Origin of the sequence: Pasteurella bettyae CCUG 2042 (genome assembly GCF_000262245.1) — a bacterium.
In the GTDB taxonomy this organism is placed as follows: domain Bacteria; phylum Pseudomonadota; class Gammaproteobacteria; order Enterobacterales; family Pasteurellaceae; genus Basfia; species Basfia bettyae.
The window spans coordinates 1-19,078 of sequence record NZ_AJSX01000047.1; the positions used below are offsets into that span (position 1 = coordinate 1).

Genomic DNA, 19,078 nt, shown 5'->3' on the forward strand with positions numbered 1-19,078 from the left:
ATTTATGCAAAATAAATTTCGATTTTATGCAAAAAGATTCGCGAACTTATAGGATAATTGCGTTTATGTTGATCATGAATTGCAATAATAAATTGTGGTACTACATCAAGCCCCGCTTCTTCACGCGTTTCTTTTATGGTATTTGAATTAATGCTTTCTAGTACATCACACCAACCACCAGGCAATGACCAAAGCCCATTAGATTCCTGCACTAACAAAATCTTATCATCTTTAAAAATTGCTGCACGGGTATCTATTTTCGGGGTTTGATAGCCCTGCTCATGGCAAAATAATTGTTTCACTTTATCTTTCGGAATTGCCGTTTTATAACTCAACATCTTCGCCGCAATATCACGCAACTGTTCATAACGTTCAATGTCATACACATTTTTACAATAAGTCAACCCATTTTGTGCAATCGCTTGGATTTGCATTGCCCATGTGAGCCAAGGCTCATGGAGTAATTGTTCATTCATATTTGTAATTTCTAGTAGAAAAAAACCGCACTTTGTAAGTGCGGTTCGATTTTAGAAAATTTTAATCAGCAACTATGCTTGACCTTTAATCGCTTTACGACCTAAGAATGGTGCTTTGTCACCTAATGCTTCTTCGATACGGATTAATTGGTTGTATTTCGCAATACGGTCTGAACGGCTCATAGAACCAGTTTTGATTTGACCTGCTGCGGTACCCACTGCTAAATCTGCGATAGTTGCATCTTCAGTTTCACCTGAGCGGTGTGAAATAACTGCGGTGTAACCAGCATCTTTAGCCATTTTAATTGCAGCTAAAGTTTCAGTTAATGAACCGATTTGGTTGAATTTGATTAAGATTGAGTTTGCGATACCTTTTTCGATACCTTCTTTTAAGATTTTGGTGTTAGTTACGAATAAATCATCGCCCACTAATTGAACTTTGTCACCTAACACTTTAGTTTGGTATGCAAAACCTTCCCAGTCTGATTCGTCTTGACCATCTTCGATAGACACGATTGGGTATTCTTTGCATAAACCTTCAAGGTAGTGAGTAAATTCTTGAGAAGTGAATGATTTACCTTCACCTTTCATTTCGTATAAACCGTTGTCTTTGTTATAGAATTCAGAAGATGCACAGTCCATTGCTAAAGTCACATCTTTACCTAACACATAACCTGCTTTTTCAACAGCTTCTTTAATACAAGCAAGGGCTGCTGCATTTGATTCTAAGTTAGGTGCAAAACCACCTTCATCACCAACAGCTGTGCTTAAGCCTTTAGATTTTAATACTTTAGCAAGGTTGTGGAATACTTCTGCACCAATACGTAATGCTTCACGTAAAGTTTTTGCGCCAACTGGTTGGATCATGAATTCTTGAATATCAACGTTGTTATCAGCATGTTCACCACCATTGATGATGTTCATCATTGGTAATGGCATTGAGTATTGACCTGGAGTACCGTTTAATTCAGCGATGTGAGCATAAAGTGGTAAGCCTTTTGATGCAGCTGCCGCTTTCGCATTTGCTAAAGATACAGCTAAGATTGCATTTGCACCAAATTTAGATTTATTGTCTGTACCATCTAGATCAATCATAATTTGATCGATTTCAGCTTGGTTAGTTGCATCTTTACCAACTACAGCTTGAGCGATTGGACCATTTACGGCATCAACGGCTTTTAATACACCTTTACCTAAAAAACGTGATTTATCGCCATCACGTAATTCTAATGCTTCACGTGATCCTGTTGATGCGCCAGATGGAGCGGCTGCAAGGCCTACGAAGCCACCTTCTAAATGAACTTCAGCTTCAACAGTTGGGTTACCACGTGAGTCAATAATTTCACGGCCAATGACTTTAACGATTTTTGCCATTTTTGTTTTCCTTCTATAGTTAATCTAAAATAGGTATATGATTTAGATATAGTATCTATATTTATGTAGTTTGTCTTGCAAAACTTAATGATCTTTTGATCAAATCACTACTTTTTTTGATTTTCCTTTGCTGCTTTCACAAACCCTGCAAACAATGGGTGACCATCGCGTGGGGTTGAGGTAAATTCTGGGTGGAATTGGCAAGCAACAAACCAAGGATGGTTAGGTACTTCAATAATTTCCACTAATTTACGATCTGCAGATAAACCTGTGACTTTTAACCCCGCTTTTTCAATTTGAGGGAGCAATTTATTGTTTACTTCATAGCGGTGGCGGTGACGTTCTTCAATGGTTTCTTTACCATAAAGTTGACGAGCTAATGAACCTTCTACTAAATGGCATTGTTGAGCTCCTAAACGCATGGTGCCACCTAAATCTGAATTGTCAGAACGTTTTTCAACATTTCCTTCTGCATCTTGCCATTCAGTAATTAAACCAACTACAGGTTGTGGACAAGCTTTATCAAATTCTGAAGAGTTTGCTTGAGTTAAACCAGCTACATTACGTGCATATTCAATCAAGGCAGTTTGCATGCCTAAGCAAATACCTAAATAAGGGATTTTATTTTCACGAGCATATTGTGCCGTTAAAATTTTACCTTCTACACCACGGTAGCCAAAACCACCTGGAACTAAAATACCATCTAATCCTTTTAAGACTTCCACACCTTTGGTTTCTACATCTTGAGAATCTACATATTTAATATGAACGCTTAAACGATTTGTTAATCCTGCATGTTTTAAGGCTTCATTAACAGATTTATAAGCATCTGGTAATTCAATATATTTACCCACCATACCGATAGTTACATCGCCTATTGGATTACTTTCACGGTAAAGTACTTGTTCCCATTCAGAAAGATCTGCTTCTTGGCAAGATAAATGGAAGCGTTGACAAATAAAGTCATCTAGACCTTGTGATTTCAGTAATGCAGGAATTTGATAGATTGAGTTGACATCTTTTAATGAGATCACAGCTTTTTCTGGCACATTACAGAATAAAGCAATTTTTGCCCGCTCATTTGGTGGGATCATGCGATCTGAACGGCATATCAATACATCTGGTTGAATACCGATAGAAAGTAATTCTTTGACAGAATGTTGAGTTGGTTTAGTTTTGACTTCTCCAGCAGTTGGAATATAAGGCACTAGCGTTAAATGCATAAATAAAGTATTTTCGCGCCCTACTTGTACGGCTAACTGGCGAAGTGCTTCTAAAAACGGTAATGATTCGATATCTCCTACAGTACCACCCACTTCAATAATTGCAACATCATGACCTGCCGCACCATCAATAACACGCGCTTTAATTTCATTGGTAATATGTGGAATGACTTGGATTGTTGCACCGAGGTAATCACCACGACGTTCTTTACGTAATACTTCAGAATAGATTTTACCTGTTGTGAAGTTATTACGTTTAGTCATTTTTGTTCGAATAAAACGTTCATAATGACCCAAATCTAAGTCTGTTTCTGCACCATCTTGAGTAACAAAAACTTCCCCGTGTTGGGTTGGGCTCATTGTGCCTGGATCAACATTGATATAGGGATCAAGTTTCATCATTGTCACGTTTAAGCCACGTGCTTCCAAAATTGCAGCTAAAGAGGCAGCTGCAATACCTTTACCGAGCGAAGAAACTACACCGCCTGTTACGAAAATATAATTTGTAGCCATAATGAAACCTAAATTTATCTAGTGGAATGAATATAAAAAATTATAGCCAATCATCTTTAATACAATAAATATCTATCCATATTATTAAGATAACTGGATTACTGTATATTGCTTTACTTGAGTAGAATGAAATTATTTTAAAGATGATTAGCTATTCAAGACGGGAATATAGTATATAGCAAACAGCCTATTAACTCAATCATTAGATAGCAAAAGTGCGGTGGATTTTTCCAAAATTTGACCGCACTTTTGCATAAAGGTTAATTTAAGTCGTAAGGTAAAGGTTGTCTTTCTAGTATAGAATGGTCCGTGGTTAATCTGAATTGTTGACCTTCTTCTAATGGGTGATTTAATACCACTTGCAGCCATAAAATTTCTGCAGAATGCACCGCACTTAGAATTGTGCCAGTTGCTCGCCAGCCAGAGGCTAACTGCATTTCAATTTCGCTACCAATTTCAGGCTGAAACTCAGTTTTTGCAGTGAAAATATGCATTGCACGTTTATTGGCACCACGATATTTCGCCCGAGCAATAGTTTCTTGCCCAATATAACAGCCTTTTTGGAAAGAAATTGCATGTTCTACACATTGAAGATTTACTGCTTGTGGAATGAATTCACTTTGGGTTTTAGCCGACAAAATAGGCATGCCTTGTTGAATTTCAAATAGATCCCAATCTACCACAGAGCCATTAAATTCAAGATTATCCTTTGGATTAATCAACAGTTCCGCATTAGCCAATTTGACGTTAAAATTTGCTGAAATTTCACCGCAGTTTTCACCGATTATGCCGACGATTTGAACATTTAATGGCGTAAAGCTCACTTTTGAGAAAACTGCATATTTTTTTAGTTGATCCAGCGCAAAGGGTAAAAGCTCAGTTCTGAACAGTAAATAGAATTGCTGTTCAGCTATCCGCATTAAACGGAATATGGAGGTCATTTTACCTTTTGCATCACAATGCGCAGTGATTGTGGAATCACCCACCGCTAATTTAGTTACATCGGTGGTTAATTGCCCTTGCAGGAATTTTTCTGCATCTAGACCAGTGGCTTCAATTAGCGTAAATTGGGTTAAATTGATTAAGGTTGTCATGGATTTGCCTTACTCTAAATTTTGGATTTGTTCACGCATTTGTTCAATTAATACTTTCAATTCTACAGCGGAAGCAGTGATGTCTACATTAATCGATTTGGATGCAAGAGTGTTAGACTCACGGTTAAGTTCTTGCATCATAAAGTCTAATTTACGCCCTACAGCCCCGCCTTTTTTCAAAATAGAAGAAGTTTCTTTTACATGCATTTGTAAGCGATCGAGTTCTTCAGCGACATCTACCCGTTGTGCTAATAATACCATTTCTTGTTCTAAACGAGATGGATCAGGTTGTATTTGAATTTCTTCGAAACGTTGTAGAATACGCTCACGTTGCCATTGCAAAATTTCTGGCATTTGTGCCCGCACTTTATTTGCTTCTGCAGAAATGCTATCTAAGCGTTGTTGAATAACTACTTGTAATTTCTCACCTTCACGGACTCGCATGGCAATAAATTCTTTGAGTAATTCATCAAAAGCAGTTAATAAATCTTGACTGATAGCATCTAAATCTTGTTCGGGTGTTTCCACTACGCCAGGGTAGCGTAATACATCATTTAAACAGATTTCACCTTCACCTGCTTGTTGTTTGATCCATTTCAAAGACTGGATAACTTGCTCAGCTAATTCTTTATTTAGATTCAATTCAGCGGTGGTTTGTTTTTTGGTCTCAATGCGTAAACTACATTCGATTTTACCTCGAGTTAGATTTTGACGAAGTTTCTCACGTAGGCTATTTTCTAAACCACGGAATTGTTCAGGTAAACGAAAAAAGTTTTCTAAATAGCGTTGGTTCACTGAACGAATTTCCCAAACGGCATCTCCCCAATCTTTTTTAATTTCGTGGCGTGCAAAGGCGGTCATACTGTAAATCATATTGTTTTCCTCATATTTGATATCAATTTACTGAGATTATTGTACTGATAAATGAGACAGAAAAAAACCATGTAGTTTACATGGGAACGGAATAAACAAGTGCAGAACTTGCTATTGAATGTTAAAATATATGCTGTTTGAAATTAAAGAAAAAGAGAAGGAATTCCTTATGCGTCCAAATGAACGAGCCAATAACCAACCCCGTCCAATTAAAATTACTCGTAATTATACAAAACATGCTGAAGGCTCAGTATTAGTCGAATTTGGTGATACTAAAGTGATTTGTACTGCCACAGTAGAAGATACTGTACCACGTTTTTTAAAAGGGCAAGGACAAGGCTGGGTAACTGCAGAATATGGAATGTTACCTCGTTCAACTCACAGCCGTATGCAACGTGAAGCAGCTAAAGGGAAACAAGGCGGACGCACAATGGAAATTCAACGTTTAATTGCTCGTTCATTACGTGCAATGGTGGATTTAGTTGCATTAGGTGAACGTTCGATTACTTTAGATTGTGATGTCATTCAAGCAGATGGTGGTACACGTACAGCCTCAATTACAGGTGCTTGTGTGGCATTAACCGATGCCATTAATCACTTAGTGGAAAATGGCACATTAAAAAATAATCCACTTAAGGGATTAGTGGCGGCTATTTCAGTGGGGATCGTGGATGGAACGCCTGTATGTGATTTGGAATATATTGAAGATTCTGCAGCTGAAACGGATATGAATGTGGTGATGATGGAAGATGGACGTATGATCGAAGTGCAAGGAACTGCAGAGGGAGAACCATTTTCACATGAAGAATTACTTAAATTATTAGCGTTGGCAAAACAAGGTTGTAATATTATTTTTGAAGCACAACGTCATGCATTAGTTGAATAGTGTTGAGGCTCGTTAGTTAATAACGAGCCTTTCTTTTAACTCAACTAAGCTAATGAATATCACATAGGTTATTGTATGCAAGATTATAAAATTGAATTTATTAAATTTGCTTTGAGTCGTAATGTATTACGTTTTGGAGAATTTACACTAAAATCAGGTCGTATCAGCCCTTATTTCTTCAATGCGGGACTATTTAACACAGGCTATGATTTAGCTCGTTTAGGTGAATTTTATGCATCTGCGATCCAAAATTGTGGTTTGAATTATGATGTCATTTTTGGTCCAGCTTATAAAGGTATCCCAATTGGCACAACAATTGCTATAGCACTTTATAATAAGTTTGGCTTAGACAAGCCCGTTTGTTTTAACCGCAAAGAAGCTAAAGATCATGGCGAAGGCGGTAATTTAATTGGTTCGCCATTAGAAGGAAAAGTATTGTTGGTAGATGATGTGATTACTGCTGGAACGGCAATTCGTGAAGCAATGGATATTATTTCTGCTAATAATGCGGAATTAAGTGCGGTGGTTATTGCGTTAAATCGTAAAGAACGAGGTAAAGGTGAATTATCAGCGATTCAAGAAGTCGAACGTGATTATCAATGTGAAGTGCTTTCTATTATTGATTTAGATGATCTTATGCAATTTATCGAACAGGATAGCCAATATCGTCAGTATTTACCTACCATGAAAGCTTATCGTGAGCAATATGGCATAGGTTAAGCTGATTATTTATCAATAAAAAGTATAAAGTGCGGTTAACATTTCCAAAATTTCTACCGCACTTTTTTTATGAGTTCAGTGAATTAATATTCCCATTCATCAGGATTAATACCCATTTCACGCATAATCACTTTGGCATCTTCGGGAATTTCGTCATGACGATCTTTTAGAAGATCTTCATCTGTTGGGAGTGGTTGCCCTGTAAATGCATGTAAAAAGGCTTCACAAAGTAATTCACTATTCGTGGCATGACGTAAATTCTTAATTTGACGACGGGTACGCTCATTGGTCAAAATTTCTAAAACTTTAATCGGAATAGATACCGTAATTTTTTTTACTTGTTCACTTTTTTTACCATGTTCTGCATAAGGGCTGATATATTTGCCGTCCCAATTTGCCATACAATATCCTAATCCTATGAATAACCTTAAGTTCGTCAGGTATTTTAATAAAAAATCAATAAAATCTCAATCTAGCCGTTAAGACGGCTACAATAAATCGCTGAAATATTCACTAGTCTAATAATATTTAAGTTGAAATTAGTTAAGTAAAGACTGCTTTACATAGTTTTACACAACTTTCCAATGACTTTCATTGACTAAGACCAGGTGAGGCTTACAATAGCCTACCTTGCTAAGGCAAGTTTTAGCTATATTTCTTATTAATAATAGAGGTTTATATAATGAAAAAGCTTTTTGCTGAAATTTTTGGTACATTTTGGTTAGTGTTTGGCGGTTGTGGTAGTGCAGTATTAGCAGCTGCATTCCCTGAATTAGGCATTGGTTTTGCAGGTGTTGCTTTAGCATTTGGTTTAACCGTGTTAACCATGGCTTATGCTGTAGGACATATTTCTGGTGGTCATTTTAACCCAGCAGTTACTCTAGGTTTAGTTGCGGGTGGACGTTTTCAAGCTAAAGATGCTTTAGGTTACATTATCGCTCAAGTTGTAGGTGGTATCTTAGGTGCTGCAGCACTTTATGCTATCGCTTCGGGTAAAGCTGGTTTTGATGCCGTTGCGAGCGGTTTTGCATCAAATGGTTTTGGTGAACATTCGCCAAACGGTTATTCATTTGCCGCTGTTGTGATTGCTGAAATCGTATTAACTGCATTTTTCTTAATTATTATCCATGGTGCAACAGATAAAAAAGCACCAGCAGGTTTTGCACCAATCGCCATTGGTTTAGCTTTAACCTTAATCCATTTAATTAGCATTCCTGTTTCTAATACTTCTGTTAATCCAGCTCGTAGTACTGCTGTGGCTATCTTCCAAGGTGGATGGGCATTAGAACAATTATGGATTTTCTGGGTAGCGCCAATTATTGGTGGAATCCTCGGTGGATTAATTTATCGTGGTTTACTTGAATCTAAAGACTAATTTTTAGAAAAACATTTAAAAACAGAAGGGCGAATATGATATCCGCCCTTTTTTTTTCAGCAAAATTTATGAAAAATAGACCGCACTTTTTATACGTTAACCAGTGGGATAATAGGCTAAATTGCAGTATAATAAACAGCATTTATTTAACCATTTCACAGATATATAATTATGAGCTCAAAATTTAATGTAAAAACCTTCCAAGGTATGATTCTTGCCCTTCAAGATTACTGGGCACAACAAGGTTGCACGATTGTTCAACCATTTGATATGGAAGTGGGAGCAGGGACATCTCATCCTATGACTGCATTACGTGCATTAGGTCCTGAACCAATGGCGTTTGCTTATGTACAACCATCACGTCGCCCGACAGACGGTCGTTACGGTGAGAATCCCAACCGCTTACAACATTATTATCAATTCCAAGTTGTTATTAAGCCTTCACCAGATAATATTCAAGAGCTTTATTTAGGATCATTAAAAATGTTAGGTTTTGATCCAACCCAACATGATATCCGTTTCGTGGAAGATAACTGGGAAAATCCAACGCTAGGTGCTTGGGGCTTAGGCTGGGAAGTGTGGTTAAACGGCATGGAAGTCACGCAGTTCACTTATTTCCAACAAGTTGGTGGCTTAGAATGCAAACCTGTGACTGGTGAAGTCACTTATGGTTTAGAGCGTTTAGCAATGTATATTCAAGGCGTAGATTCTGTTTATGATTTAGTTTATTCAGATGGTCCTTTAGGCAAAACAACTTATGGCGATGTATTCCATCAAAATGAAGTAGAACAATCCACTTATAACTTTGAATATGCGGATGTAGATTTCCTATTCCAATGCTTTGAACAATACGAAAAAGAAGCCAAAGCCTTGCTAGAACTGGAAAAACCGCTGCCGCTACCAGCCTATGAGCGTATATTAAAAGCAGCGCACAGTTTCAATATGCTAGATGCTCGCAAAGCGATTTCGGTCACCGAACGTCAACGCTACATCTTACGCATTCGTGCCTTAACCAAAGGCGTGGCGGAAGCCTATTACGCCAGCCGTGAAGCGTTAGGGTTCCCTGGTTGTAAGAAATAATGAAACCTGTTTTATATTTCGCCCACTGGTGTCCTGACACCGACCCATTCGTGGCAGAACTTGACCGCCTCGGCATTGATTACGAGGCGATAGACATCACAAAGAGCGGTGCAAATTTCAAACCTTTTTTACGATTGCGTGACTGCCACGAAGCCTTCAACCACGCCAAAGCCAACGGCTACATCGGCATTCCTGCGTTGGTGGTGGGCGAAAAAGTGGTGCTGGATTTGACGGAGTTGGAAGGGATTTACGGCTAACAAGCGGTCAGATTTTAGGAAAATTTTGCAAGGTGGCTTATGAGATTTACAAAATCTGATTTCAACAGATAACTCCGCCGAATTTATCGGCGAGATTTCGCAGTTGATTCATTCGTCTAAACAGCGAATGGCTTCTTTTTTGAAAAATGAGATAAACGCCATTTTTACAGAAAAAGATAAAACAGTAACAGATTTAGAATTATTAGGGATAAGAGATTGTTATGATGATTTATCGTTTAAAGGCTATATTTTGCGAGAAATTGAGTAATTTTTGCTAGAACTTGGGGCTGGATTTACCTTTATTGCTTGCCAAAAACGGATTCAGATTGATAACGATAATTTTTATATTAATCTGCTGTTTTATAATCGAAAACTTAAACGCCTGATTGCGATTGAGCTGAAAACCGAAAGTTTCAAACATTCGCACAAAAGCCAAATGGAGCTGTATTTAGCGTGGTTGGCGAAATATGAGCAAGAAATTGATGAAAACCCACCGCTTGGGATTATTCTCTGCACCAGTAAAAAGCAGGAACAGGAGGAATTACTGGATTTGAAAAACAGAGATATTCATATCGCCGAATATATGACTTTTTTGCCGAGTAAAGAAGTGTTGGAACAACGCCTGCATTTGGCAGTAGAAAGGGCGAAAGAGCGGTTTTTAGTGAAGTGATAAGAAGTTGTTTTCTTAGGAATTTTACAAATTCTTATAAAGATTAATGACTATTGTCTTTGATGACTGTAAATAATGAAAAATAGTTGATTAGATCGTTAAATAAGCTATTAAATTTTATAATTCTTTTATTCTTACTCATCCGAAATATACAAGGAAAATCTATGACAGAAAAAACTCTGAATAAAAATGCTTTTGATATAGCCGAAGATGATCTATTGGTTGAAGATGTTCCTTTTGGGCTAGTTATTGTTTCTCACAAAATATCTCAGGAAAAACTACCAATTAGATTTTTATATCGAGAGAAACCTAGTCAAAGTTATCCTGATAGCGGTTGGCGTTTTTTTTCAGGATATGAAGATGAAAAATATACTAATAACCCTGATAACTTTTCTATTTACAGCCTTACTTGTTTAGCTAACTTTCAACCAGAAATTAGTGGCGATATGTTATATAGCCCAATAGGATCTGTATTTGAAAAAAAACCAGGGAGTGATCAATTTGAAGCGGTTTCTGATTGGCCTATTCCTAATGAATAAATTAAAATAAAGAGATCAAAATGACAACACAAAATTTCCTTGCCGAGATCGGTACAGAAGAGCTGCCACCGAAGGCACTCAAAAAATTAGCGACCGCGTTTGCGGAGAATGTTGAACAAGAGCTGAGCCAAGCTGGGCTTTCTTTTGAGAAAGTGCAATGGTTTGCGGCTCCTCGTCGTTTAGCAGTGAAAGTTTTAGCCTTACAAACAGCGCAACCGAGTAAAGAGATTGAAAAGCGTGGGCCAGCGGTGTCGGCGGCGTTTGATGCCGAAGGCAAGCCAACCAAAGCGGCTGAAGGTTGGGCTCGAGGATGTGGAATTACCGTAGCTCAAGCTGAGCGTTTAACCACAGATAAAGGTGAGTGGTTAGTGCATCGGGCAGTTATTGAAGGTCAACCAACTAAAAATTTATTAGTAGGTATCATCAGTAACGCATTAGCAAAATTACCTATTCCAAAAACCATGCGTTGGGGGGATAAAACAGAACAATTTGTGCGCCCTGTACATACGGTGACTTTATTATTAGGTAGCGAATTAATTGAAGGTGAAATTTTAGGTATTAAAATTGCGACAACAATTCGTGGCCATCGCTTCTTGGGGCAACCTGAATTGCAAATTACTCATGCCGATGAGTATCCACAAATTTTAAAAGATAAAGGTTCTGTGATTGCTGATTTCAACGAGCGTAAAGCGATTATTCTTGCTGATTCTCAAGCAAAAGCAACGGCGTTAGGTGGCGTGGCAGATGTTGAAGAGGACTTACTGGAAGAAGTGACTTCTTTGGTAGAATTTCCAAATGTATTAACCGCCAAATTTGAAGAACGTTTCTTAGCCGTGCCAGCGGAAGCCTTGGTTTATACGATGAAAGGCGACCAAAAATATTTCCCAATTTATGATAAAAATGGGAAATTATTACCGCACTTTATTTTTGTATCTAACATTAATCCAGAAGATCCAACGCCAATTATCGAAGGTAATGAAAAAGTGGTTCGTCCTCGTTTATCGGATGCAGAATTCTTCTTTAATACAGATAAAAAGCAACGTTTAGAAGATTTATTGCCACGTTTGGAAACGGTGTTGTTCCAGCAACAACTCGGCACATTACGTGACAAAACTGACCGTATTCAAGCATTGGCAGGCGAAATCGCGACTCAAATTGGTGCAGATAAAGCGAAAGCACAACGTGCGGGGTTATTATCAAAATGTGATTTAATGACCAATATGGTGTTTGAATTTACCGATACTCAAGGTGTGATGGGAATGCACTATGCTCGTCATGACGGTGAAGACGAAGAAGTTGCTGTGGCGTTGAATGAACAATATATGCCACGTTTTGCAGGCGATGAATTACCAAAATCGCTGGTGGCGTGTTCGGTAGCGTTGGCGGATAAATTTGATACGCTGACAGGAATTTTTGGTATCGGACAAGCACCGAAAGGCAGTGCGGACCCATTTGCACTGCGTCGAGCAGCGTTAGGGGCATTACGGATTATTGTAGAGAAAAACTTATCACTTGATCTGACGGAAATTGTGACAAAAGCGACCGCACTTTTTGGCGATAAACTGACCAACAAAAATGTGGTAGAAGAAGTGGTTGATTTTATGCTTGGACGTTTCCGTGCGTGGTATGAAAGCGAAGGCATTGCAGTGGATGTGATCCAATCCGTCTTGGCTCGTCGTCCAACCAAACCAGCGGACTTTGATGCTCGTGTGCGTGCGGTAGCTCACTTCCGTACATTAGATGCGGCAGAAGCGTTGGCAGCAGCTAATAAGCGTGTAAGCAATATCTTAGCCAAAGCAGAGGGTAATATTGGTGAAATTAAACTCAATGCTTGTATTGAACCAGCTGAAAAAGTATTAGCGGAAGCAGTAATTGCATTACAAACCAAAGTTAAGCCATTAATTGCTAAAGGTGAATATACGGAAGTGTTAGATGAGCTTGCCAGCTTACGCCAGCCTGTGGATAATTTCTTTGATAATGTAATGGTGAATGCTGAAGATCCTGCATTACGCCAAAATCGCTTGGCAATTTTAAATACATTACAAGGATTATTCTTACAAGTAGCAGATATTTCGTTATTACAATAAAATTTAATCAATCATAAAAGGCTTGGATAATAGTCTAACTTTAGGCGTTAGATAATAATCACCAAGCCTTTTTTATGTTCACAATAAATTATTTAAACCAACTGTCTCCATTCACTGATTTATTAGAATAGAAATTTTGGAAACCATTGGCAACTCGGTAAATATACCAAGCAAAGACTATCCAAAAGATAAGGGCAAAAAATGTTATCAAAGTGCCAATAAATGACACAATAAAGGTTTTGATTAAATAATTACAATGACTTTTATATTCCGCTGTTAATTCATCACGTTTCATAAAAGCTAATACAACACCAATGATCGCTAAAGGATGAAATACCACTGCAAAGATAAATAATCCATAAATGATATACATATAAGTGCGGTCTTTATCTTGACCTAATTTATTCAATTCTTGTTCAATATGTTCGTTCATTGTCTTTCCTGTTATTTACTCACTATAATGTCTTCACTGGAAGGCCAAGAGGTTACGACTGCTTTTACTAATGTAGCTAGTGGAATAGCAAAAAACACACCCCAAAATCCCCATAATCCGCCAAAAATCAGCACAGATACAATAATTGTGAGTGGATGCAAATTTACTGCTTCTGAGAATAAAAATGGCACTAATAAATTACCATCTAATAATTGACTCACAACAAATACGATCATTAATGTCCAGAAAGTAGAATGGTCACCAAATTGGAAAAAGGCAACTAATGCGACTGGAATGGTGACGATAACGGCTCCAACATAAGGAACTAAGACAGAGAAACCAACAGCCACCGCTAATAACAATGGATATCTTAATCCGAAGAATAAAAAGATGATGTAAGTCACAACGGCAACAATTGCAATTTCTAATAATTTGCCACGAATATAGTTAGCAATTTGTTGTTGCATTTCAACCCAAACTTTTGAGGCAAGAGTGCGATTTTTCGGTAAATATTGACTAATAGATGCTAGTAATGCGGTTTTGTCCTTTAACATAAAGAACATCATCAAGGGGACTAAAAAGACGTAAATTCCCAAACTAACTAAGTTAATAATAGAAGAAATAGAAAATTTTACAGCGGATTCACCAAAGGCAACTGTTTTGTCACGTATGGTGTTAAATAAGCTGTTGATCATTTGATAATCCACTAATTCTGGATAATGTTCTGGTAGTGATATTAGCCACTGATGAAGTTTGTTCATCATATTAGGCAAGTCACTAAATAAATTTGCTGTTTGGTTTAGTAAGGTTGGCACTAAACCAAAGAACATAAGCAGAGTTAGACTGATAAAACTGCCTAGAACTAAAATAATGACTAATGAACGAGGTAATTTTAATTTATTTGACAGAAAGCGAATTGGAATTTCTAATAAATAAGCCAACACGACTGCAATTAGCAAAGGGGCAATTAAATCGCTAAAGAAATAAATAGCAATAAAGCCAAATAATAAAATTGCAGCCAGTCCCATGGCTTGGGGATCGCTAAAACGGCGAATATACCAAGTTTTTAGCATCTCAATCATAACTTTTCCTCATTCTTCATTACGCTTAAATGGATTATAAAATAAAACGTACTAGATTGATAAGGTTTGTTGAAAGTTTCAATCAAATAACCCATAAGCTTGTTCTATAAAATGTTTAATTATATTATTCTTACATAGATTGGTTAATTTTATATGAGGAAACTATGTCTGTTATTATTTATCATAATCCCCGTTGTTCAAAGAGCCGCGAAACCTTAAAACTGTTACAAGAACAACATATTGAACCTAAAATTGAGCTTTATCTTGAAAATCGCTATTCTATTGATCAATTAAAAGACTTAATGAAAAAGCTTGGTATTGTCAGTGCTCGTGAAATGATGCGTGTGAAAGATGATTTATATAAAGATCTTCAATTAGATGCACAAAAGGTGACTGAAGAACAACTATTGCAAGCGATTAGTGAACATTCTGCATTGTTAGAACGCCCGATAGTGATTAATGGGGATAAAGCAAAAATTGGTCGTCCGCCAGAAGCCGTATTGAGTATTTTGTAATTTGTAGATGAAAACCGTATAATAACTATCGCTCAAATTTAGAGCGGTATTATTTTATATAGAAAGAGATAAATTATGGTAAAGAAAATTCAAAAGGCACCAATGTTGATTTCTGAAGCCACTCAGGTGGTGTATCAACATACTCGGGGTATCATTCAAGATAATGCAGTTAAAGCCTTATTGCATGATCGTTTATTTCATCAACGAGTTGAAAAAAAGTTGAAAGGTAAAGGAAGTTATCAGCGAAAGGCAAAACATCCAAATAAATATTTTGAAAAGCCCGATTATAAGATTTTTATTAATAGAGATTTTATAATCGGGTTTTTTATTTAAATGATTAATTACAATAAATAGCAAACAATAAAAATAATAGAGGTAAATATGTCAGTTAACACAATACTTTTGTTCTCAAATACATTGAATGTTCGTATTAGCGATCCAGGTGAAGAAGGTGCACATAGCCATTTCTTTGAAACTATTTATATTACCTTAGATGCTCATATTACAGCGGGGAATGTAGTTTATGAATTTATTCGTAAAGTGGAAGATGAGGTGAAAATTAAACGCCGTTTCACAGAATTAGAAACATTATTTAAATTCTTAGCAGATTATTTAGATCCTGTTGCTCTTGGTAATCTAGGGGTAAAAATTGGTCAGTTAGGTTTAGCAAAGGAATGAAGATAAAATAAACGAAAAGTGCGGTAGAAATTTTAAAAATTTAAACCGCACTTTTATGCTGACTGACTACATCTTAACGCATAGTCACAAATTCTTCAGAACCTGTAGGGTGAATCGCTACGGTATTATCAAAATCTGCTTTAGTTGCTCCCATTTTGATTGCAACAGCAAAGCCTTGGATCATTTCATCTACACCAAAACCAATACCATGTAAGCCAACCACTTTTTCATTTGGCCCCGCACATACAAGTTTCATTTTGCAGGGTTGACGATGTTGAGTTACTGCTGTGTACATCGCCGTGAAAGAGGATGTGTAAACTTTCACATTATCTGCACCATATTGTTCAATCGCTTTAGGTTCAGTTAAACCTACAGTACCGATTGGTGGATGGCTGAAAATTACCGTTGGCACTAAATTGTAATCTAAATATTCATTAGGCTTATTGTTAAATAAACGTTCGGACAGACGACGACCAGCAGCAACTGCCACAGGTGTTAACTCGATACCACCTTCAATAATATCACCCACTGCATAAATACCATTTACATTGGTATTTTGGTATTTATCTACTTTAACAAAACCGCGAGTATTGGTCTCGACTCCCGCTGCCTGAAGATTAATTTTATCTGTTGTTGGTTCTCGACCAATCGCCCATACTACTGTATCAACATTAGTTTCACGTCCATCTTCCAGTTTTAAGGTTAATGAACCATCTTGATTTTTAGTGACTTCTTGAGGAATCGCATTGGTATGTAAGTGAATACCATCTTGTGCTAAAACTTCAACTAAAGTATCAACAATGAGAGGATCTTGATTACGTAATGGAGCATGTTTACGTACAAATAAATGAGTTTCAGTACCTAGGCTATTGAATACACCAGCAAGTTCTACGGCAATATAACCCGCACCAACAACCGCAACACGTTTAGGTAATTCGGTTAATGCAAAGAAACCATCAGAGGTAATACCATATTCTGCGCCTTTTACATTAGGAATACTTGGACGACCACCAGTAGCAATCAAAATATGATCTGCGGTTACTTGTTCAGATGTACCATCTGCATAAGTAACTTCTACTGTCTTCGCATTTATAAAGCGACCAAAACCATTTAATACATCAATATTATTTTTGGCTAATACATTGTTGTAAGAATTATGAATGCGACCGATATAAGATTGGCGACTGTCAATTAATTTTTTGAAATCAAAGTTATTCACCGTCACATCAAATCCGTAATCAGGAGCATAACTGTTAATTGCTTCGGCAATATGAGCACCATAGAACATCACTTTTTTCGGTACACAACCGACGTTTACACAGGTACCACCTAAATGTTTTGCTTCAATAATTGCACATTTTTTGCCATAACTTGCTGCACGATTGAGAGAGGCAATACCGCCGCTACCGCCACCGATAGCTAAATAATCATAATGTTTAGTCATTTTATTGTCCTATTTTTGAACGAAGTATTGGTTACTATTTTGCCACAAATTTTTTGTGGAAATCAAAATGGGTTAATAAATTAGTCTAATTGGTGTTATCAATCTAATCATTGAATATTTGGCATAAAAAAATTAATTACGCATTAGAAAAACTAATGAATACCATAAATAATATGTCTGTGATGCACATAAAATTTATGATTTAGATCACAAATTAAGAATGTTTGACTTACTATAATATTAAAAAAGCAAAAGGTCATTAGAAGGAGAAAATTATGACAACGCTAACAAGAAAAGAAGTAGATTTATTAGGTGAACGTGAAGTACCAATGGATGCATATTGGGGAATTCACACCTTAAGAGCAGTGGAAAACTTTAATATTTCTAATGTCACTATTTCAGATGTTCCTGAATTTGTTAAAGGTATGGTTGCAGTGAAAAAAGCAACTGCGCTTGCAAATGGTGAATTAGGTGCGATTCCTGCTGATATCGCAACAGCCATTGTTGCCGCATGTGATGAAATTTTAACTACGGGTAAATGTTTAGATCAATTCCCATCAGATGTTTATCAAGGTGGTGCGGGTACGTCTGTAAATATGAATACTAATGAAGTTGTGGCAAACCTTGCATTAGAAAAAATTGGTCATAAAAAAGGCGAATATGATGTAATTAACCCAATGGATCATGTGAATGCAAGCCAATCTACTAATGATGCTTATCCTACAGGTTTCCGCATTGCCGTATATAACAGCATTATGAAATTAATTGAGAAAATTCAATATTTACATGATGGTTTTGATAAAAAAGCAGTTGAATTTGCAAAAGTTTTAAAAATGGGACGTACTCAATTACAAGATGCTGTTCCAATGACTGTAGGTCAAGAATTCAAAGCATTTGCAGTATTACTTGAAGAAGAAGTGCGTAATTTAAAACGTACAGCAGAATTATTACTTGAAGTTAACCTTGGTGCAACTGCGATTGGTACAGGTTTAAATACTCCGACAGGTTATTCAGAATTAGTGGTTAAAAAATTATCTGAAGTCACAGGTTTACCATGTGTCAATGCAGATAACTTGATTGAAGCAACTTCAGACTGTGGTGCTTATGTTATGGTACATGGCGCATTAAAACGTACTGCAGTAAAACTTTCTAAAGTATGTAATGACTTACGTTTATTATCTTCAGGCCCTCGTGCTGGTTTAAATGAAATTAATTTACCTGAATTACAAGCAGGCTCTTCAATTATGCCAGCTAAAGTTAATCCAGTGGTACCAGAAGTTGTAAATCAAGTATGCTTTAAAGTTATTGGTAATGATACGGTAGTGACTTTCGCAGCTGAAGCTGGTCAATTACAATTAAATGTAATGGAACCTGTTATTGGTCAAGCAATGTTTGAATCAATTGATATTTTAACCAATGCATGTGTGAACTTACGTGATAAATGTATTGATGGCATCACTGTCAACGAAGAAATTTGTAAAAACTATGTGTTTAATTCAATTGGTATTGTGACTTATTTGAATCCATTTATCGGTCACCATAATGGTGATATTGTTGGTAAAATCTGTGCAACAACAGGCCGCGGTGTACGTGAAGTAGTATTAGAACGTGGTTTATTAACTGAAGCTGAATTGGATGACATTCTTTCAGTAGAAAACTTAATGAACCCAACATATAAAGCAAAATTAAATAAATAATTGAAAATTTTGTGAAAACAGACCGCACTTTATCTTTATAAAGTGCGGTTTTTTATAGGAAA

19 protein-coding genes and 2 pseudogenes are annotated in these 19,078 nt (G+C 36.8%); 12 read left to right on the top strand and 9 right to left on the bottom strand.

What is annotated here, in order from left to right; genetic code table 11:
* Positions 1–50: 50 nt before the first annotated feature.
* The 5 genes and pseudogenes from HMPREF1052_RS09970 to HMPREF1052_RS09990 all read right to left on the bottom strand — a co-directional run.
* Positions 51–476, bottom strand: a pseudogene (locus tag HMPREF1052_RS09970) (NUDIX hydrolase); the annotation flags it as partial.
* 72 nt (positions 477–548) lie between these two features.
* Positions 549–1,850, bottom strand: coding sequence for a phosphopyruvate hydratase (gene eno / locus HMPREF1052_RS09975; protein ID WP_005761692.1), 1,302 nt, complete (start codon positions 1,848–1,850; stop codon positions 549–551).
* Between the two features lie 107 nt (positions 1,851–1,957).
* A complete protein-coding gene (gene pyrG / locus HMPREF1052_RS09980; RefSeq protein WP_005761699.1) occupies positions 1,958–3,586 on the bottom strand; it encodes a glutamine hydrolyzing CTP synthase in 1,629 nt (542 codons plus the stop codon).
* 260 nt (positions 3,587–3,846) lie between these two features.
* Positions 3,847–4,680, bottom strand: coding sequence for a CAF17-like 4Fe-4S cluster assembly/insertion protein YgfZ (gene ygfZ, locus HMPREF1052_RS09985; protein WP_005761778.1), 834 nt, complete (start codon positions 4,678–4,680; stop codon positions 3,847–3,849).
* Positions 4,681–4,689: 9 nt separating this feature from the next.
* On the bottom strand, positions 4,690–5,553 hold the full coding sequence (locus HMPREF1052_RS09990) for a YicC/YloC family endoribonuclease (protein WP_005761840.1): 864 nt from the start codon (positions 5,551–5,553) through the stop codon (positions 4,690–4,692).
* Between the two features lie 169 nt (positions 5,554–5,722).
* On the opposite strand from HMPREF1052_RS09990, the gene rph reads away from it, so the two are divergent.
* Entirely contained in the window at positions 5,723–6,439 is a 717-nt protein-coding gene (gene rph, locus HMPREF1052_RS09995) for a ribonuclease PH (RefSeq protein WP_005761756.1), read from the top strand.
* Positions 6,440–6,514: 75 nt separating this feature from the next.
* On the top strand, positions 6,515–7,159 hold the full coding sequence (gene pyrE, locus HMPREF1052_RS10000; RefSeq protein ID WP_005761753.1) for an orotate phosphoribosyltransferase: 645 nt from the start codon (positions 6,515–6,517) through the stop codon (positions 7,157–7,159).
* Between the two features lie 83 nt (positions 7,160–7,242).
* On the opposite strand, the gene metJ is transcribed toward pyrE, so the two are convergent.
* The gene (metJ, locus tag HMPREF1052_RS10005) at positions 7,243–7,560 is read right to left on the bottom strand and encodes a met regulon transcriptional regulator MetJ (protein WP_005761702.1); all 318 of its coding nucleotides are present in this window, start codon (positions 7,558–7,560) and stop codon (positions 7,243–7,245) included.
* A gap of 281 nt (positions 7,561–7,841) precedes the next feature.
* On the opposite strand from metJ, the gene aqpZ reads away from it, so the two are divergent.
* The 6 genes and pseudogenes from aqpZ to glyS all read left to right on the top strand — a co-directional run bounded on the left by aqpZ (position 7,842) and on the right by glyS (position 13,167).
* Positions 7,842–8,534: an aquaporin Z gene (gene aqpZ, locus HMPREF1052_RS10010; protein WP_005761819.1), complete on the top strand. Its 693-nt coding sequence runs from the start codon at positions 7,842–7,844 to the stop codon at positions 8,532–8,534.
* A 171-nt stretch (positions 8,535–8,705) separates the two neighbouring features.
* Positions 8,706–9,614 (top strand): glycine--tRNA ligase subunit alpha, encoded by a 909-nt coding sequence (glyQ, locus tag HMPREF1052_RS10015; protein WP_005761698.1) that lies wholly within the window; start codon positions 8,706–8,708, stop codon positions 9,612–9,614.
* On the top strand, positions 9,614–9,871 hold the full coding sequence (locus HMPREF1052_RS10020) for a hypothetical protein (RefSeq protein ID WP_005761827.1): 258 nt from the start codon (positions 9,614–9,616) through the stop codon (positions 9,869–9,871). The genes glyQ and HMPREF1052_RS10020 overlap by 1 nt, the downstream gene beginning before the upstream one ends.
* 244 nt (positions 9,872–10,115) lie before the next feature.
* Positions 10,116–10,541 (top strand): annotated as a pseudogene (locus HMPREF1052_RS10025) (PDDEXK nuclease domain-containing protein); the annotation flags it as partial.
* Positions 10,542–10,705: 164 nt separating this feature from the next.
* A complete protein-coding gene (locus HMPREF1052_RS10030) occupies positions 10,706–11,080 on the top strand; it encodes a DUF2185 domain-containing protein (RefSeq protein ID WP_005761817.1) in 375 nt (124 codons plus the stop codon).
* Positions 11,081–11,100: 20 nt separating this feature from the next.
* Positions 11,101–13,167 (top strand): glycine--tRNA ligase subunit beta, encoded by a 2,067-nt coding sequence (gene glyS, locus HMPREF1052_RS10035; RefSeq protein WP_005761684.1) that lies wholly within the window; start codon positions 11,101–11,103, stop codon positions 13,165–13,167.
* 88 nt (positions 13,168–13,255) lie between these two features.
* On the opposite strand, the gene HMPREF1052_RS10040 is transcribed toward glyS, so the two are convergent.
* Together HMPREF1052_RS10040 and HMPREF1052_RS10045 are read right to left on the bottom strand one after the other, a co-directional pair.
* Complete coding sequence (locus HMPREF1052_RS10040) at positions 13,256–13,600, bottom strand: DUF4870 family protein (protein WP_005761821.1); 345 nt, start codon at positions 13,598–13,600, stop codon at positions 13,256–13,258.
* 11 nt (positions 13,601–13,611) lie between these two features.
* Positions 13,612–14,682, bottom strand: coding sequence for an AI-2E family transporter (locus tag HMPREF1052_RS10045; protein ID WP_005761881.1), 1,071 nt, complete (start codon positions 14,680–14,682; stop codon positions 13,612–13,614).
* A 164-nt stretch (positions 14,683–14,846) separates the two neighbouring features.
* On the opposite strand from HMPREF1052_RS10045, the gene arsC reads away from it, so the two are divergent.
* From arsC to HMPREF1052_RS10060, 3 genes are all read left to right on the top strand, one after another.
* Positions 14,847–15,197, top strand: coding sequence for an arsenate reductase (glutaredoxin) (gene arsC / locus HMPREF1052_RS10050; RefSeq protein ID WP_005761772.1), 351 nt, complete (start codon positions 14,847–14,849; stop codon positions 15,195–15,197).
* A gap of 75 nt (positions 15,198–15,272) precedes the next feature.
* Positions 15,273–15,530: an alternative ribosome-rescue factor A gene (locus tag HMPREF1052_RS10055; RefSeq protein ID WP_005761724.1), complete on the top strand. Its 258-nt coding sequence runs from the start codon at positions 15,273–15,275 to the stop codon at positions 15,528–15,530.
* Positions 15,531–15,578: 48 nt separating this feature from the next.
* Positions 15,579–15,875 carry a DUF5377 domain-containing protein gene (locus HMPREF1052_RS10060; RefSeq protein ID WP_005761835.1) on the top strand — a complete coding sequence of 99 codons (297 nt, stop codon included), beginning with the start codon at positions 15,579–15,581 and terminating at the stop codon, positions 15,873–15,875.
* A gap of 73 nt (positions 15,876–15,948) precedes the next feature.
* Here HMPREF1052_RS10060 and gorA read toward each other — a convergent pair whose 3' ends face one another.
* Positions 15,949–17,319, bottom strand: a complete 1,371-nt coding sequence (gene gorA / locus HMPREF1052_RS10065; protein WP_005761771.1) for a glutathione-disulfide reductase — start codon at positions 17,317–17,319, stop codon at positions 15,949–15,951.
* 275 nt (positions 17,320–17,594) lie between these two features.
* On the opposite strand from gorA, the gene aspA reads away from it, so the two are divergent.
* Positions 17,595–19,016 carry an aspartate ammonia-lyase gene (gene aspA / locus HMPREF1052_RS10070; protein WP_005761797.1) on the top strand — a complete coding sequence of 474 codons (1,422 nt, stop codon included), beginning with the start codon at positions 17,595–17,597 and terminating at the stop codon, positions 19,014–19,016.
* The last annotated feature ends 62 nt before the right edge of the window (positions 19,017–19,078 follow it).